Origin of the sequence: Streptosporangium sp. NPDC001559 (assembly GCF_042893955.1) — a bacterium.
Lineage (GTDB): Bacteria > Actinomycetota > Actinomycetes > Streptosporangiales > Streptosporangiaceae > Streptosporangium.
Genome location: NZ_JBIAVG010000004.1, coordinates 83,428 through 100,519 on the forward strand (window position 1 = coordinate 83,428; position 17,092 = coordinate 100,519).

Consider the following 17,092-nt stretch of genomic DNA (forward strand, 5'->3'; position numbering starts at 1 on the left):
CCTGATGGGACACAACGGCTCAGTGAACACCGTCGCCTTCAGCCCGGACGGCGCCACCCTGGCCAGCGGCGGAGAGGACAGGACCATCCGGCTGTGGGACGTGGCCACCCGCCACCCGATCGGCGCCCCCCTGATGGGACACAACGGCTCAGTGAACACCGTCGCCTTCAGCCCGGACGGCGCCACCCTGGCCAGCGGCGGAGAGGACAGGACCATCCGGCTGTGGCAGGAGAGGCTGCCCGTGGACCCCTCCGCGGAGGTCTGCGCCGTTGTGGGCCGTTCCCTCACCCTGCAGGAATGGCGGCAGTACATCCCCGGACAGCCCTACCAGCAGGTCTGCCCTTAACGCGTTCCCGCACATCAACGGCCTGAATGGTACGGCGGGACAGGGCTGCCGCCCCGCTCCGCCGTACCCGGCCCGTCCCACGCCGCCCACAGGTCAATCCCAGACGACGCACCTCAGTGGATGACCGGCGTTGTCCACCCCGCGCCCGCCGTAGCGTTCACCTGAAGCCCACCCGGCGAGGAACTCCGTCATCGTCTCGGGCGTCGGCCCCATCGCCACGTTGTGGCGGTACAGCACGACCACCGGCCAGTCCACGGGATCGCCCACGGTCAACCAGCCCATGTCCTCACCGTCGATCGTGCTCCCCCACGGCAGGAACCCACCCGCCTCGGGCCACATCGCGAGGGGATACCCCTCGGGGTCGTCATCTCGCATGTCCCGGTAGTCGTCCCCCCACTCGGCCACCCGCCTCCGGTAGTCCTTGGGAAGACGTCTCGGATCGTGGATCGCCAGCCAGTCCGCGAACCGGCACGCGCCGTACCGCTCGATGAAGGCCACATGGTCCGCGGGCAGCCGTACTCCCATGTCAGAGAAGACCTCCTCCCACGTCGCGGCGCCGACGGACGGGACGGCGGGAGGAGGAACCAGCGCCACAAGGCGGTCCAGAGCAGTCAGATCACCGTTCACGGAGGGGACTGTAGCCCCGTGCCCCGTCGAACGGCCGGTGTCAGTGGCCGCCGGACAGTTCTCCGGACAGGGCGTCGTGCATGCGGGCGCTGGGCCGGTTGAGCCCGGTGATCCGTACGGTCTTGCCGCGGGCGGCGTACTTGGCCTCGACGGCGTCCAGGGCCGCCACCGAGGAGGCGTTCCAGAGTCGATCGATGTCGAACGTTCTCACCCCTCCCGGCTTCTCGGTGGCGCCCGCACCCCGGAGGAGACAGGGAAATCCGCCGATCAGGTTTCCTTTCGCGGCATCGCGGTACGCGATAGGGAGTCGGACAAAAAGGGAGAAAACGGATGATTACCCAGAATCAGATCTCAGCGGTGATCGACCAAACCGTCTACGACAACCACGGAGACAAGGTCGGCAAGGTCAAGCACGTCTACCTCGACGACAACACCGGTCGCCCCGAGTGGCTGTGCGTGCGGACCGGGCTGTTCGGCATCAACGAGACCTTCATCCCGATCCAGGGCGCCGACGTGGTCGGCGACCACGTGGAGGTCGCCTTCGACAAGGACCGCATCAAGGACGCTCCCAACATCGACGTCGAGTCCGGCGGTCACATGTCGCCACAGGAGGAGCGCGAGCTGTACCACTACTACGGCATCGACCTGGACGCTTCCTGGAAGGAGGCCAACCGGCCGGGCGAGACCGGCTGGGCACACACCGGCGGCCAGAGGGAGCGCGAGCGCCTGGGCTCCGCCGGCCGGGAGCGGGAGGCCGGAAGCGCGAACCTCACCGGCGACGACGCGATGACCCGCTCGGAGGAGCGGCTGACGACCCACACCGAGAGCCACGAAATCGGCCGGGCACGGCTGCGGAAGTACGTGGTCACCGAGGAGCAGCAGGTCACCGTACCGGTCACCCGGGAGGAGGTACGCGTCGAGCGCGAGCCGATCACCGAGGAGAACCGGGACGCCGCGCTGCGGGGCCCGGACATCAGCGAGGCCGAGCACGAGGTCACCCTGCACGAGGAACGGGCGGTGGTGGAGAAGAACACCGTCCCGGTGGAACGGGTCCGGATGACCACCGAGAAGGTCACCGACGAGGAGACCATCACCGAACAGGTCCGCAAGGAACGCATCGAGGCCGAAGGAGACATCGACGAGGACGGCCGCGCCTTCTGAGCGTGGGGGCGACCCATCCGGAAGCGCCTCACCGCCCCCCGCCCGCCGTCATGACCGGCCTGCCGCTCGCCTCGGAGCCGACGGTCGCGCCCCACAGGCGCCCGAACAGGTATCCAACAGGTCCCGCACGGGGCGAGCACGGCCGGTCAGTCTCCCTGTGCCTCTCGCCGGTTCCCGAAGAGCGGACCGCTCCGGGCAACGGCCCGCCTGCTCGCATTCGAGGGCGGCCCTCCTCGCGCCGGCGCCGGGCGCGTCGATGCCAGGGCGCGCCGATCGCCCCGGCCCGTACCACTCCCGGCCGAAGACGACGGGCCGGAAAACCGGGCAGCGCAGCCGGAGCCCCAGGATGGCCGAGAGCCGACCGCCACGGCGAGAGGGCCGGTACGGTATTACGCCAGTCTGAAAATACTAAAAAGCACCGTATTAAACCCCCTCGGATTCACAAGGCGGCACCCCCGGGAGCCGTCTGACCGGGGTCGTTCCGGCCCCGACGGGCCTTGGCGGACCGGTCCCCCGGCACCCGCCCACGACCGGCCAAAAATATGTGAATTCCTGAATTCGGCGGAACTTTCGATAGACCGTTCGACACAGCTCCGGGTTGTCGGTCGCCTGTCCGTTTCTTCAGATCTCGCCTGGCTGAGCTATGTCCGGATCCGGAACTTCGTTCACATAATGACAGATTTAATGATTTAGCTATACGATCGCCGTTCGTGGTTGGAGTTAATCCCCCAAGAACCCGATTGGCCGACGACCTGTTCTTTGTCATGCATGACAACGCGACCGGCCGTCTGCGGCTTCACGCCCGCCTGGCCGGTCTGGGGCTGGCCGCCGCCGTCCTGGGAGAGCTGATGCTCGCCGGGCGGACGACCGTGGGATTGGCATCGGGGCAGATACGGCTCGTCGTTCTCGACACGGCGCCGCCCGAAGACGCGGTCATCAGGACCGCCTTGGACCACATCATCGCCGAGCCCGCCCATCGCCTCCATACCTGGCTGCAGTTCTTCGCCCGTACGGCGCTCGCCGACGTGGCGGCCCGGATGACCGCCGACGGCCTGCTGCGCCCGCCCGGCAGACGCCCGTCGCGGAGGCAGGCACCGGTCGACGTGAACATCGCGGCGTGGCCCGGTGGACGCGTCAACCTGGCGATCCAACGCCGTGAACCGCTCAACGTCCAGGACAACGTCCTGCTGGGGCTGCTCGTCGTGACCGGCGGCAGCCGGCTCGTCCTGTGGGAACAGAACCCGGGGTATCTCTCCGATTCGGTCGCCGCCCTCCCGGCACCGCTCCAGGAACTGATCGCCCAGACCGAGGCTGCCGTGGGTGACTCCATCATCAGCCGCCGGTGAACCCACCCCCCTCACCCCAAGGATCCCCATGTCCGTGACAGAACGAAGGGCCAGCGCCGTTTCCGCCGCGCTGGCCCAGGACCGCCTCGGCGTGCCGTCGGTGGTGTTCTTCGTCATCTCGGCAGCGGCGCCGCTGACTGTCATCGGCGGCTCGGTGACCTCCGCCTACGCCGCGACCGGTGTGACCGGCGTGCCACTCGCCTTCATCCTGCTCGGAGGCATCCTGGGCCTGTTCGCCGTCGGTTACGTGACGATGGCCCGTTACGTCGTCAACGCCGGGGCGTTCTACGCGTACACCGCGAAAGGGCTCGGCAGACCGATCGGGGTGGCGACCGCGTGGGTCGCGTTGCTGGCCTACAACGCGCTCCAGGTGGGCCTCTACGGCATGATCGGCGCGGCGGCCCAGCAGCCGATCACCGACTGGTTCGGAAGCTCCCCTCCCTGGTGGGTCATCGGACTGATCGCCTGGGTGCTGACCGGGGTGCTCGGCCTCATGCGGGTCGACGTGAACGGGAAGGTCCTGTCGGTTCTGCTGCTGACGGAGATAGCCGTCGTCATCGTGTTCGACATCGCGGACCTGATCAACCCGTCGGCCTCGGGCTACAGCCTCGACGTCTTCGCCCCGTCGAGCCTCTTCGTCCCCGGGATCGGCGCGGTGGTCGCCATCTGCATCGCGTCCTTCGCGGGCTTCGAGTCGTCGGTGGTGTTCTCCGAGGAGACCAAGGACCCGAGGCGTACGGTGCCGATCGCGACCTACGTCGCGCTCGCCGTCATCTCCGGCCTCTACGCCGTCTCGTCCTGGGCGATGACCGTGCCGATCGGCTCGGGAAAGATCATCGACGCCTCACGTGAGCAGAGTTCGGCCCTGCTGTTCAACCTGGCCGGGGAGCACCTGGGGGCGACCATCGCCACCATCGGCTCTCTCCTGTTCGTGACGAGTCTCTTCGCCGCGCTGATCGCCTTCCACAACACGATCTCCCGCTACATCTTCGCCCTCGGCAGGGAGAGGGTGCTTCCCGAGACCTTCGGTCGTACCTCCCCCGGGACCGGCGCCCCGATCAACGGCTCGCTGGCGCAGAGTGTCATCGGGCTGATCACGATCGTCGTGTACGCGGTCTTCGGCCTGGATCCGGTCGTCCAGCTGTTCTTCACCGTCGGATCGTTCGGCGGCCTGGGACTGCTCATGATGCTGGCGGCCACCTCGGTCTCCGTGCTGGTCTTCTTCTCCAAGAACCCCAACGAGGAGAACGCCTGGCGGACCAGGATCGCCCCGGGCGTCTCCTCGGTCCTGCTGGTCGTGGTCATCGCGCTCGTCATGATCAATTTCGACACCGTGCTCGGCGTGGCCTCCGACTCCCCGCTGCGCTGGATCATGCCCGCCGTCTACTTCGTCGCCGTGGGGCTCGGCATCGTGTGGGGACTCACCCTGCGGTCCAACCGGCCGAAGGTGTACGCGAACATCGGGCGGGGCGCCCAGGCCGCCGTGGGAGGGGCCGAATGACAGAGATCATCCGCATCCAGAACGTTCCCGGAGCGGCCGAGGCCGTCGGCGCGATCATCGCCACCTCCTTCCACGAGCAGGAGATCTCGGCCTGGATGATCCCGTCGGACGACGACCGCCGCCAGGTGATGCCCCCCTTCTTCTCCATGGCCACCGAGAGTGCCCTCGTCCACGGCGAGGTCCACGCGACGGCCGACATGACCGCCGTGGCCGTGTGGTTCCACAAGGGAGTCGAGCCGCTTCCCGAGATCCCCGGCCGGGACGCCCGGGTGGCGGAGCTGGCCGGTCCCCACGCGGAGCGCATCGGGCGGATGGGAGAGGAGATGGACAAGCGCCACCCTCACGAACCGCACCACTACCTGGCGTTCCTCGCCGTGCTCCCCGGGCACCAGAGGCAGCGGACGGGGACCCGGCTGCTCCAGGGGTACCACCGCGGGCTCGACGAGGCGGGCATACCCGCGTACCTGGAGGCCAGCAGTACCCACAGCCGCAGGCTCTACCTGCGCCACGGCTATCAGGACCTCGGCGACCCGATACTCATGCCCGGCGGCCCGCCGATGTTCCCGATGTGGCGTCCGCCGAACCCCTGACCCGCGTACGGCCCCGCCCCCGCCTGACAGGCGCCCTGGCAGTCCTCGGGCGGCCCCGCCGACGCCCCTGTTGCCGGCGAGACCGCACTCACGTCGTCGGATCCCGAACCCGGGTGCCCGGCGATCGCGGGTTGACCCGGCGGAGGGTCGTGACGGGCTCGGGAACCGTTTTCCCGAGCCCGTCGACCCCCTCGCCGGTGGTGATCCACGTGCTTGCCGTACGGGTGACCACAGGAGACTCGAACGCCGGGCCGTACCAGGTGGTCCTGCCGCCGGCTTCGGCGTCGAAGCCGTATCCGCCCTTTTCCCGGTCGCCGGCCTGCTTTCCGATGGTCTTCTCGTCGCCGACGCCGTGGGGGAGCCTGTGGTGCCGTTCGACGGTTTCCGAACCCCGGGCGGCTCACCGGGGATACCTGTTCATGGGAGTGACGCGATCCTCATCCGAAAGCCGATTTTCGGCACGCGCGAAACCGTTCCGGTCGATGCGGTCGTCGATGCCGACGACCACCTACGAGGCCTCGCCCGCGTCGACGGTCACCGCGGGCCGTTCGGCCGCCGGGTCGTCAGTCGCGGCCAAGGCGGGAACGGCCGTGCCGACGACCATGTCGGTCAGCGTGATCTCTGAGATCAGGAGCAGGCGGCTGACGAGCATTCCAGGTCATCTCCTCGGGTGGATGTGACTCCGTTCCGTCCTGGCGGTGGGATGCCGTCGGCGAACGACTCACCGGTCTGAGATCGTCTCGTCAGCCCGGTCAGTGGAACCGCCGCGGAAACGTCCTGGAGAAGGCGTCCCCACGGTCGGCCGAAACCAAGCTGTTCCGGTCTTTCCCGGCTTCCGGTGAACCACTTGCCTCCGGTGGCTGCCGTGTTTCCGGCATCCGCTCTTCCGCTTTTTTGGTGGAACGAGAACCACTGTGCGACATTGCCTGTGGACGAACCTTGGGCCAACCTTGAACCGGCTGGTCCGACCAGCTGTCTCAGGCCGGAATTCCAGCTGGAAAGGTGAACGGAATGGCCGTGGAGTTCGGCTTGTTCGGTGGCGTCGAGGCGCGGGCCGACGGTCGGCTGATCGAGCTGGGCCATGCCCGGCAGCGATCCGTGCTGGCGGCACTGCTGATCGACGCGAACCGGACGACATCGGTCGAGCAGCTGGTGGACCGGGTGTGGGGCGAGCGTTCTCCCCAACGGGCTGAGGGAACCCTCTACAGCTACGTGTCCCGGCTGCGTCAGGCACTGGCTCCGGTCGCCGGTGAGGCGCGCCTTTCGCGAGCCTCCGGTGGCTATGTCCTCGCGGTCGACGTCTCCACCGTGGACCTGCACCGTTTTCGCGACCTGACCACCCGGGCCCGCACGGCCGACGACGACGGCACCGCCGCCTCCCTGCTGGAGCAGGCGCTCGGCCTGTGGCGGGGAGAGCTCTTCGCCTTCCTGGACACCCCGTGGTTCAACTCCGTACGCGAGTCCCTGGAAAGGGAACGGTTCGCGGCCGAACTGGATCTGGGCGATGTCCTGCTGCGGCTCGGACGGCACGCGGAAATGCCCTTCGAGCTGGCCGCCCGCGCCGGGGAACATCCGTTGGACGAGCGCCTGGCCGGGCAGCTCATGCTGGCCCTGTATCGCTGCGGCCGTTCGGCCGACGCTCTGAACCACTACCGGGACCTCCGGAGCCGGTTGGCGGATGATCTCGGTATCGACCCGGGCCCGGAGCTGCGGCATCTCCATCAGCAGATCCTCACCGCCGATCCGGCCATCGCCGCACCGTCTCCCGCCGTCTCCCCCGCGACCGGCGCCCACCCCGCGCCCACTCCGGTGCCGCGGCAACTCCCGGCGCCGCCACCGATGTTCACCGGCCGGGACCTGGAGGTGAAGGTCCTCTGCGGAATGCTGAATCCGGACGAGCCCCGGCACGCCCATGTGGTGGCCGTCGACGGAGTCGCCGGAGTCGGGAAGTCCGCGCTGGCGCTTCACACGAGCCATCGGATCGCGCACGGGTTCCCCGACGGGCAGCTCTACGTCAACCTGCAGGGCGCGGCGGCCGGAGGGGCGCCGCTGACGCCGTACGACGTCCTCGTCCGGTGGCTTCCCCAGCTCGGTGTGGCGGGCACGGATGTGCCCGGCGAAACAGGGGCGGCGAGCGCGCTGTGGCGCTCGGTGCTGGCGGGGCGGCGCCTGCTGCTGGTGCTCGACGACGCCTTCTCCGCCGAGCAGGTCCGTCCGCTGCTGCCCGCGGAACGCGGATGCGTGACGGTCGTGACCAGCAGGAGCGTGCTGTCCACCCTGGACGGAGCCGAGTTCGTGCACCTGGAGCCGCTGGCCCAGGAGGAGGCGGTGACGTTACTGGAGCGGCTGGCGGGTGCGGGCCGGGTGGCCGCGGACCCGACGGCCGCCGGCGACGTCGTCGGGTTCTGCGAACGCCTCCCGCTCCTGCTGCGCATCGTGGCCGCCAGGCTGGCGGCCCGTCCGAGCTGGCCGATCCGGGTGATCGCCGACCGGCTGGCCGAGGAGCACCGGCGTCTGAACGAACTACAGGCCGGTGAGCTGAGCGCGCGGGCGAGCCTCGCGGTGAGCCTGCGGGAGACGAGTGAGGAGGGCGCGCGGCTCTTCGCGTCTCTCGCGATGGTCGGCGTGACCGAGCTCGACCTGCCGCTGGCGGCCTCGCTCGCCGGTCTGCCCTGGGCCGCCGCCGAGGCCGTCCTGGAACAGCTCGTCGACGCCCGCCTCATCGACTCACCCGTTCCCGGCCGTTACCGGATGCACGATGTGGTCCGGCTCTACGCCCGCGAGCAGGCCCGTCTGCGGGCCGACACCGCCGGGTGGAGCGCCACGCGGCGCCGGGTGCTGGATCACTACCTGGCCCTCACCCAACAGGCCGCCCTTCTGCTGGATCCGGAGGAGGCGTCCGCGCTCACGGCCGGACCGCCGCCGGCCCATCCCTCCGGTTTCGCGTTCGACGACCGCTCGGAGGCGAGCGCCTGGATCGACTTCGCGGCCCCCCATCTGCCGATGATCATGGACGAACTGGCAGGCTCCGACGACCTGGCCGCCGACGTCGCCCTGCTCGCCCTGGAGGCCTATCCGGCGCTGGTGGTCCGCGACCGCTGGACGGAGCTGATCCGGCTGAGTTCCATCGCGGTCCGGACCTCTCGCGACGGTGGCCGACAGGTTCTGGAGGCGCGGGCCCACAATCTGCTGGGCATGGCGTACGGCAACACCGGCCGGTTGGACGAGAGCCTCGCCGAGTTCGATCTCGCCCTCCGCCAGTGGGAGGAGATCGGTGACCGGCACCAGATGGCCCGCGCCCTGAACAACCTGGGCCTCGTCGCACGCCTGCGCGGCGACCTGCCGGAGGCGGTGCGCTGCCACGAACGCAGCATCCTGCTGTTCCAGGAGGTCGGGGACTCCAACGGTCAGGCTCGGGCCCTGTCCAACCTGGGTCTCGTCCACCAGCGCATCGGTGACCACGATCAGGCGATCGTGGCGCACGAGGAGGCCGCCGAGATATTCCGGACCCTGGGCGACCGGTACCGTCTCGGCCTCATCCTGGGCAACCTGGCCCGGTCCGTACGGCTGGCCGGCCGGATCCGCGAGTCCCTCGACCGCTACCAGGACAGCCTGAGGGTCATCCGCGAGACCGGCAACCGTTCCGGTGAGGCCGAGCAACTGTGGGGGCTGGCACAGGCTCTGCACGACCTCGGCGAATCCGACCTCGCGCGTGCGCGGTGGCGCGCCGCCCTGGACATTCTCCGCGAGTGCGGTGACCTCACCGCCAAGGAGGTGGAGGCCATCCTCGCCCAGCCCGTTCCGCAGGCGCCGGCGGCCATCAGCAGGGGAGTCTGAACGAGGATCGGCCGTCCGGCCCGGACCCGGGAGCGGTCAGAGTGCCGTGTGGTGGTCGTTCCCGGAGGACTGCATCGTGTCGATTTTGGCGTGCAGCCGGGCCAGGTCCTCGGCGATGGCGGCCAGCCGGTCCTCGGTTCGCTGTTCCTCCGTCGAGGTGTTCTGGTCGTCCATCGCGTTGACCACGACGGCGATCAACAGGTTCAGCACCACGAAGGTCGTCATGAGGATGTAGCCGACGAAGAACACCCACGCCCACGGTTCCCGCCCCATGACCCTCTCGGCGATGTCCGGCCACGCCTCACCGGTCATGACCTGGAACAGGGTGAACAGCGAGGTGGGCAACTCGCCGAAGTACTCCGGGGCGATCCCTCCGAACAGCTGCGTCGCCAGGACCGCCGAGACGTACATGACCAGAACGAGCAGGCCGACGATCGACAGCATGCCGGGGATGGCGGACAGCAGGGCGTTGATGACGTTGCGCATGCTGGGCACGGCCGACACCAGGCGTAACGCGCGCAGGATTCGCAGGGTGCGCAGTATCGAGGTCGGGCCTGAGGCGGGGACCAGCGCGACGCCCACGATGATCGTGTCGAACCAGTTCCACGGGTCGCGGAAGAAGGCCCCACGGTAGGCGTACAGCCGGGCGGCCAGTTCGGCGGCGAAGACCGCCAGGGCGATCCTGTCGACGACGTGGAGCAGTCCGCCGACATGATCGACGAGGTAGGAGGACGTCTCACAGCCGATCGTGATCGCGTTGATCACGATGACCGCGACCACGGTCCGCTGGAGGCGGGAACTCTCAAGAAAACGGCGCGTCCGTTCCCGTACCGGCACCTGGTCGATTCCTGAAGGGTGGGGGTTCACCCGACGATCATCGCAAACCGCCGCCCATGATTTTCGGACAGATCCCCTGATGCGGCTCATCACAGGAGAATTCGACCGATGATCGGGCAGGGCCGTGAAGGCGCTCCGGCGGCTACGAGAGGTCGAAGGGAGCCGGGAAGTGGCCCTCCCAGATCCGGCGGGAGGCCTGTTCCGGGTAGGGCAGGGTCTCCGACGTGGCGTCCAGGACGCGGGTGAGCCGCCGGTCGGGCCGGTGGGCGGCCCATCCCGCGTCGCCGGTGGTGACGAAGCGGATCCACGCCTCCTTCAGCTCACGGGAGAGAGCGACGGCCTCGGGGGTGGGCTCGTCGCCGATGAGCTGCGCGCCGATGGGGCTGTCCAGCGTGCCGAACGCCAGGGGGACGTCAAGACTGTGGCAGGCGCCCAGGGCACCGCCGAGGGCCGGAGCGTTCCAGCGCAGCTCGAACAGGTACGAGGTGCCGCCCGCCGCGGCGTTCGCCTCGGCCAGCTTCTGCGACGGCATGCGGAAGAGGGCGTCGGAGTACACCGCCTCCACCAGTTCCTCAGGGTCGGCCCGCGCGAACGCGGCGCGGTACGCCTCCGCGCCGTGCGGCCGGGGGGCGAGCAGTTCCAGGGCCGTACGGGCGTCCTGCTCGGTGAAGGCGCCCCGCCGTCCGCCCATGACGCTGAACAGCCGGAACTCGTCCCGGGTGTGGCCGACGAGCAGTTCGGTACCGCTCGCGCGCGCGCCGGTCAGCGCGGACCAGGGCGTTTCGGGAAGGACCTCGCCGTCGACGACGGGGCACAGGGAGGTGCCGGTCCCCGTGATCCGCCCCCAGCTCTCCCGGTGGGCGTGGAGACCGGCGTTGAAGGAGGTGAGCTCCGCGGCCAGACGCCAGGGGTCGATGTCGCGCAGGGCCGCGGCGGTGGGGGCCGCCGCTCCCAACCGGTCCGCGAGCGCGGCGGTGATCCGCCGCGCCAGCGCGGGGGTGCTGTGCAGTCCCGGCACCGAGTGGGCGATGGCCCGCCGGAACAGGCCACGCGCCGGTTTCATCGTCAGGAGGGCGGCGACCGACCCCGCCCCGGCGGACTGTCCGGCCACGGTGACCTGGCCGGGGTCGCCTCCGAAGGCGGCGATGTTCCGCCGCACCCATTCCAGTGCCGCGATCTGGTCGAGGAATCCGCGGTTCGGCGGCGCGTCGTCGAGGAACGCGAATCCCTCCGCGCCCACGCGGCTGTTGACGGTCACCACGACGAGTCCCGCCTCGGCCAGCGCCGCCGGGTCGTACATCGGGTCGCTCGACATCGCCGTGACGTAGCCGCCCACGGGCAGCCACACCAGCACCGGCAGTCCCGCCGCGCCCGGGTCCGGAGTGCCGACGTTGAGCGTCAGCCAGTCCGTGCCCCGCTGCGGGCCCACGTCGACCGGCAGGGACAGCGGCACCACGGGACCGAACTCCGTCGCCTGCCTCGTCCCCTCCCAGCGGTCCGGCGGGGCGGGCGCGGCGAAGCGGAGCTCCCCCACCGGAGGGCGGGCGTAGGGGATGCCGCGGAACACCGCGTGCCCCTGCCGCCAGAGCCCCCGGACCGCGCCTTCCGTGGTCCGCACCCTCGGCTGCCCAGACATGACGTCCCCTTCCCTGAGAGGGCCCAGGATTGTAGGTCAGCTGTATTATGTCAACTGTATTGGAAAGACTCCGGGGCACGAGGGAGAGACCGGCGATGCCGAAACAGGTGGACCACCGTGAGCGCCGCGAGACGATCGCCCGCGCGTTGTGGCGGGTCGTTGAGCAGCGCGGCGTCACGCACCTGACGCTGCGCGTGGTGGCGCAGGAGGCGGGCATCTCCCTCGGGCAGCTGCAGCACTACTTCGCCTCCCGGACCGCCATGCTCTCCTTCGCCATGGACTTCGCGTCCGAGCGGACCTCGCTACGCGTCGCCCAGGACCTTGAGAGGCTCGGCGACCACCCGCACCCCCGCGACGTGCTGCGACTGACGCTCATGGAGATGCTCCCCCTGCACGCCGACGCCCGCGCGACCAGCCGGATGAGCGCCGCCTACGTCCTGGAGGCGCTGCACGACGAGGCCGTCCACGAGCAGGCGCGCCACGGCCTCACCCAGGGACGGGCCCTCGTCGAGCGGCTGGTCCGTCAGGCGATCGCCGACGGGCACCTCGCCCCCGACCGCGACCCGGCGATCGAGACCAACCTGCTTCTCGCCCTCACCGGCCTCACCCCCCTGATCGAACTGAACGTGATCGAACCCCGGGACGCGCTCGCCGCGATCGACCTGCACCTGGACCGGCTGTTCGACGGGAACGACCGGAGGGCGTGACCCACACCCCGCGACACGTCCGAAGCGGATTCCGCGCCGGAACGGCGGCCATCTCGAAGTCCGGCGAGATCGGCGGACCGGCCGCCGGTCCACGCCCCAGGAAGCATTCCGTGTGACGGGAAAAGCCGTCAGAGTGATTTCCCCAGGACGGAACGCATCGGGAAATTTCAAATTCCCACCTCTTCGCAGAAACGCGCCGATCCCCACGAGCCAATGGATTCCCTACGACGCGAAATCGGCGCTGTCAAGTCGGTGGACAGCCAATTTCCTGCGACAACGGCCAGCGCAATGACGCTGCGCATCCACCCGGCAGCCAACCGTGTAAATCAAATTCACAGTTGATTTTCACACATGTGATCGGCCTATGCTGACCCGTCGGCTCCCTTGGTCCCACAACAAACCCATCGCGCGGGAAACGCGCCATTCGGCGTGCCCGCACGCCCAAAGTCACGAACGCCGGGCGGCACCCGCGCACCCCAGAGGACGACGAGAAGAGGAGAATTCGGTGCCAACTCACTCCGCCACGCGGGGTCACGGAGGACCGCGGTCACGGCGGCTCGCCGCGGCCCTGCTCGCCGTGGCCGTCGGCGCGCTGTCCGGCGTGGTCGCCGCGAATCCCGCCTCGGCCGAGCCCGCCCCGGCCTACGACCACAGCAAGGACAAGGGCACCGCCCCGGGCACCCACGCCCCCCTGCCCAAGGGCTTCTCCACGACCGAGCTCTCGGTGAAGTTCAAGCCCGGCCTCGCCGTACGGCTGCGCGGGCAGGGCCTGGTCGCCAAGGACTCCGGAGACGCCGCGGACATCCAGAAGGTGCTGGCCAAGTACAAGGACGCCTCCATCAGGCCCCTGTCCTCGGCCTCCGAGACGAAGACCACCGAACGACGCCTCCAGCTGGAGAGGAAGACCGGCAGGCAACTGCCCGACCTGAACTCCTGGTTCGTCGTCACCGCCCCCAGGAGCGGCGTCGAAGGCCTGCTGAAGGACCTCAACGCCCTGCCCTCGGTCGAGATCGCCCAGGCCAAGTCGAACGTCCGCTCCTTCTCCGAACCGCTGCGTTCCCACCAGAAGTACCTCAACTCGGCCACCTCGGTGTCGGGGAGCGGGGTGGACGCCGAGTACGCCCACACCCAGACGGGTGGCAAGGGCGACGGCATCACCGTCACCGACATGGAGGTCCAGGCCACGGTCATCCCCTCCTACGGCGGGCAGACGATCTCCGCCGGAGACGACCACTCACTGATGCTGGCCTCCCCCGGCCAGGTCTGGGCATGGGGGGACAACAGCCAGGGCCAGCTCGGCACCGGGGACACCACGACCAGGAAGGTCCCGGTGCAGGTCCCCGGCCTGAGCACCTTCATGGACGTCGCCGCGGGCAACGACTTCTCCGTGGCGCGGAAGAGCGACGGCACCGTGTGGGCGTGGGGGGACAACAGCCAGGGCCAGCTCGGCAACGGCACCCTGACCGACAGCTCCGTCCCGGTGCAGGTCGCCGGGATCTACAACGCCAGGAGCATCAGCGTCGGCCCCAACCACGCCCTGGCCGTCCTGGTCGACGGCACCGTACGCGCCTGGGGGGACAACAGCCAGGGCCAGCTCGGCTACGTCGGCCCCGACTCTCCCATCGCCATCGCCGTCCCCGGCCTCTCCGGCGTCATCACCTCGACCGGCGGAATCGCGGCGGGCTACGGCCACTCCGTGGCCCTCATCAACGACGGCACCGTCAAGGCCTGGGGCGGCAACGGCACCGGCCAGCTGGGAGACGGCACCACGACCAACCGCGCCACCCCGGCCGCCGTCACCGGCCTGACCGACGTCAGGCAGATCAGCAGCCGGGGCTACCACACCCTGGCCCTCCTCAACGACAACACCGTCAAGGCCTGGGGTGACAACGACCAGGGCCAGATCGGCGACGGCACCACCGTCGACCGCAAGACCGCGGTCACCGTCCCCGGCCTGACCAACGTCAGCGGCATCTCCGCCGGAGCCCTGCACAGCCTCGTCACCACCTCCTCGCTCACCTCGACCACCTACGCCTGGGGTGACAACGCCCAGGGGCAGCTCGGTGACGGCACCACCGTCGACCGCCTCTCCCCCACCGCGATCTCCCCCTCCCTCGAATGGGTCGCGGCGGGCCGTACCCACAACATCGGCAAGTCCAGCTGGTTGTTCTACAACTGGGGCGTCAACGGCAGCGGCCAGCTGGGCGACGGCACCACCACCGCCCACATCACCCCGACCCAGCTGAGCGGGGTGACCAACCGCTGGAACCTCTGCCACGAGGACCTCGCGGGACGCGTCGCGGCCGGTCAGATCGTCCAGCTGCCGGCCGCGTTCGGCGACCCGTGCTCCACCGACGCCGGCACGATGTACCACGGCACCGCCGTCGCCGGAGTGATCGGCGCCCAGGACGACAACGGCGTCGGCATGGCGGGCATCGCGCCGCACGCCACCCTGCAACTGGCCGGCAACGCGGTCTCCGACCCCCTCGCCTACGCCACCGCCAACTCCCAGCCGGGCGACGTCATCCTCTTCGAGTTCGGGGCGGAGCCCGAGGCGTACAAGTACTACCCCTGGGAGTACGACAGCAGCATCTACGACCAGATCGTCCTGGCCGTCGCCGCCGGAGTGACCGTGGTCGAGGCGGGGGGCAACGGAAGCAGCAACCTCGACGACCCCCTGGACCCCTACTCCGTCGTCATCATGGGCCGCCCCGACTCGGGCGCCATCGTCGTCGGCGCCGGAGCGCCCCCCAGCCCCGGCGGCACGAACTGCCTCGGCTCGACCCCGCCCGCCGAGCGGACCGCGATGTCCTTCTCCACGTACGGCTCCCGCGTCGACCTCCAGGCCTACGGCGCCTGCGTGGCGACCCTCGGCATCCCCTCCGCGAACGACCTGACCCCCACGGAGACCAACCCCAACAAGACCTACACCGGCAGGTTCAGCGGCACCTCCAGCGCCAGCGCCATCGTCGCCGGAACCGTCGCCTCCCTGCAGGGCGTCGCCAAGGCCAACGGCGGCGTGCTCACCCCCGCCCAGGTCCGCGACACCCTCAAGCTCACCGGTACGGCCCAGCCCGCGAGTGACCCCCGCCACATCGGCCCGCAGCCGAACCTGCACGCCGCCATCGACGACATCCTGACCCCCTGACCTACTGACCGCACCGACCTGCCGGCCTTCTGGCCGGGCTGACCTCCTGGCCGGAACCGAGGGCCGGTGAACGCGCGGGCCACGGGACGACTCCCGTGGCCCGCGCCTCGTATCGTGGGGGCCTGTTCTATGACGGGAGACACCGGATGCGACTTGATCAAGCCCTTGTGGACGCGGCCATCGCGCAGATGGAACGGCGCTGGCCCGCCGACGAACCGGGGGGCGCCGCGGCCGTCTACCTGGAGGACGGGCAGATCATCACCAGCGTCGGCCTGGACAACTTCAACGACGGGGTGTCCCTGTGTCATGAGACCGGGGCCTTCTGCCAGGCCTACACGCTCAACAAGAGGATCACCGCCTCCGTGTGCGTCTTTCGGGAGTCCGCGCGGGACCGCGTCCTCTTTCTCCCTCCGTGTGGCGTCTGCCAGGAGCGTCTGGCCCTGTGGGGGCCTGACGTGCAGGTCGGTGTGCCCGACGGCTCCAGCCCTGCGGGGTGGGGCGTCCGCACCCTTCGCGAGGTGAACCCGTACTACTGGGCGCCGCAGTTCACCGAGGACGGCACCTGGCCCACCTTCGAGGCCCACTCCTCCTGAGCCGTCAGTGCGCTCCGGCGGCGCGGAGCAGGCCGGCCACCGCGGTCTGTCCCTTGGAGATCGCGTGGGCGAGGGGGGTGACGCCCTCTCGATCACCGAGGTCGACGTCGGCGCCCGCCGCGATGAGCAGGCGGACGATCTCCTGGTAGGGCCGGCCGCCGTCACCGAGGATGATCGCCTCAAGCAGGCCGGTCCAGCCGAGGTCGTTGACGTGATCGACCTTGATGCCGGTCTTCAGCACCTCCCGGACGTAGTCCACGTGCCCGCGCTCACAGGCGGGGATCAGGGAGACGCCCCCGTAGCGGTTGCGTATGGTCAGGTCGGGCCTGCCGGGCAGAAGGGCCTTGAGCATCGCGACGCTTCCGGTCACGCCCGTGACCAGCCAGGGGGTGTCGTGCCTGGAGTCCAGCGCGTTCGGGTCCGCGCCGGCCGCGATCAGCAGTTCGGCGACCTCCACGTGGTCGCCCGCCACGGCGAGCAGCAGCGCCGTACGCCGGAGCCCGTCGCGGGCCCCGACGTCGGCCCCGGAGGTCAGCGCGTCCCGGACGCCCGCGACGTCACCTCGCGCGGCGCGCGTCAGCAGTTCCTCGTTGAGCACCCTCTCTCCCTTCACCGTGCGACTCACCGTACGGCCGCCGCAGGCCGCGGCCAGCAGGCCGAGTCCGGAGAGCAGGATCGCTCGGCGCCTCATCCGCATCGTCCCTCTCCTCTGCTCTCGATACCCGGCCTCTCGGTCCCCTGACCCGACGCCCGGCCGCCGACG

Annotated in this window: 15 protein-coding genes; 9 read left to right on the plus strand and 6 right to left on the minus strand. The window is 69.8% G+C overall.

Annotated elements, in window-relative coordinates; all coding sequences use genetic code 11:
* Positions 1–346 (plus strand): WD40 repeat domain-containing protein (locus ACFYY8_RS10335; RefSeq protein ID WP_390039230.1); only part of this gene is annotated, 346 nt, incomplete at its 5' end.
* A 93-nt stretch (positions 347–439) separates the two neighbouring features.
* On the opposite strand, the gene ACFYY8_RS10340 is transcribed toward ACFYY8_RS10335, so the two are convergent.
* Both ACFYY8_RS10340 and ACFYY8_RS10345 read right to left on the minus strand, forming a co-directional pair.
* The gene (locus tag ACFYY8_RS10340; RefSeq protein WP_390039232.1) at positions 440–973 is read right to left on the minus strand and encodes a hypothetical protein; all 534 of its coding nucleotides are present in this window, start codon (positions 971–973) and stop codon (positions 440–442) included.
* Positions 974–1,013: 40 nt separating this feature from the next.
* A complete protein-coding gene (locus ACFYY8_RS10345; RefSeq protein ID WP_390039234.1) occupies positions 1,014–1,184 on the minus strand; it encodes a hypothetical protein in 171 nt (56 codons plus the stop codon).
* Between the two features lie 119 nt (positions 1,185–1,303).
* On the opposite strand from ACFYY8_RS10345, the gene ACFYY8_RS10350 reads away from it, so the two are divergent.
* The 4 genes from ACFYY8_RS10350 (at position 1,304) to ACFYY8_RS10365 (ending at position 5,571) form a co-directional block, all read left to right on the plus strand.
* Positions 1,304–2,134, plus strand: coding sequence for a DUF2382 domain-containing protein (locus ACFYY8_RS10350; protein ID WP_390039236.1), 831 nt, complete (start codon positions 1,304–1,306; stop codon positions 2,132–2,134).
* A gap of 710 nt (positions 2,135–2,844) precedes the next feature.
* Positions 2,845–3,480 carry a GPP34 family phosphoprotein gene (locus ACFYY8_RS10355; RefSeq protein WP_390039238.1) on the plus strand — a complete coding sequence of 212 codons (636 nt, stop codon included), beginning with the start codon at positions 2,845–2,847 and terminating at the stop codon, positions 3,478–3,480.
* Positions 3,481–3,508: 28 nt separating this feature from the next.
* Positions 3,509–4,981 (plus strand): APC family permease, encoded by a 1,473-nt coding sequence (locus ACFYY8_RS10360; protein ID WP_390039240.1) that lies wholly within the window; start codon positions 3,509–3,511, stop codon positions 4,979–4,981.
* Positions 4,978–5,571 carry a GNAT family N-acetyltransferase gene (locus tag ACFYY8_RS10365; protein ID WP_390039242.1) on the plus strand — a complete coding sequence of 198 codons (594 nt, stop codon included), beginning with the start codon at positions 4,978–4,980 and terminating at the stop codon, positions 5,569–5,571. The genes ACFYY8_RS10360 and ACFYY8_RS10365 overlap by 4 nt, the downstream gene beginning before the upstream one ends.
* Before the next feature lie 508 nt (positions 5,572–6,079).
* Here the strand turns inward: ACFYY8_RS10365 and ACFYY8_RS10370 are convergent.
* Positions 6,080–6,223, minus strand: a complete 144-nt coding sequence (locus tag ACFYY8_RS10370; protein ID WP_390039244.1) for a hypothetical protein — start codon at positions 6,221–6,223, stop codon at positions 6,080–6,082.
* A gap of 359 nt (positions 6,224–6,582) precedes the next feature.
* Between ACFYY8_RS10370 and ACFYY8_RS10375 the strand changes: the two genes are divergently transcribed.
* A complete protein-coding gene (locus tag ACFYY8_RS10375) occupies positions 6,583–9,408 on the plus strand; it encodes a BTAD domain-containing putative transcriptional regulator (protein ID WP_390039246.1) in 2,826 nt (941 codons plus the stop codon).
* A gap of 36 nt (positions 9,409–9,444) precedes the next feature.
* Here ACFYY8_RS10375 and ACFYY8_RS10380 read toward each other — a convergent pair whose 3' ends face one another.
* Both ACFYY8_RS10380 and ACFYY8_RS10385 read right to left on the minus strand, forming a co-directional pair.
* Complete coding sequence (locus ACFYY8_RS10380; RefSeq protein ID WP_390039248.1) at positions 9,445–10,275, minus strand: ion transporter; 831 nt, start codon at positions 10,273–10,275, stop codon at positions 9,445–9,447.
* A gap of 112 nt (positions 10,276–10,387) precedes the next feature.
* Positions 10,388–11,881, minus strand: a complete 1,494-nt coding sequence (locus ACFYY8_RS10385) for a carboxylesterase/lipase family protein (protein ID WP_390039250.1) — start codon at positions 11,879–11,881, stop codon at positions 10,388–10,390.
* Positions 11,882–11,976: 95 nt separating this feature from the next.
* On the opposite strand from ACFYY8_RS10385, the gene ACFYY8_RS10390 reads away from it, so the two are divergent.
* From ACFYY8_RS10390 to ACFYY8_RS10400, 3 genes are all read left to right on the plus strand, one after another.
* Positions 11,977–12,588 carry a TetR/AcrR family transcriptional regulator gene (locus ACFYY8_RS10390; protein WP_390039252.1) on the plus strand — a complete coding sequence of 204 codons (612 nt, stop codon included), beginning with the start codon at positions 11,977–11,979 and terminating at the stop codon, positions 12,586–12,588.
* Between the two features lie 505 nt (positions 12,589–13,093).
* Positions 13,094–15,736 (plus strand): S8 family serine peptidase, encoded by a 2,643-nt coding sequence (locus tag ACFYY8_RS10395; RefSeq protein ID WP_390039254.1) that lies wholly within the window; start codon positions 13,094–13,096, stop codon positions 15,734–15,736.
* Between the two features lie 146 nt (positions 15,737–15,882).
* The gene (locus tag ACFYY8_RS10400; RefSeq protein WP_390039256.1) at positions 15,883–16,329 is read left to right on the plus strand and encodes a cytidine deaminase; all 447 of its coding nucleotides are present in this window, start codon (positions 15,883–15,885) and stop codon (positions 16,327–16,329) included.
* A gap of 4 nt (positions 16,330–16,333) precedes the next feature.
* On the opposite strand, the gene ACFYY8_RS10405 is transcribed toward ACFYY8_RS10400, so the two are convergent.
* Positions 16,334–17,020, minus strand: coding sequence for an ankyrin repeat domain-containing protein (locus tag ACFYY8_RS10405; RefSeq protein WP_390039258.1), 687 nt, complete (start codon positions 17,018–17,020; stop codon positions 16,334–16,336).
* Between the last annotated feature and the right edge of the window lie 72 nt (positions 17,021–17,092).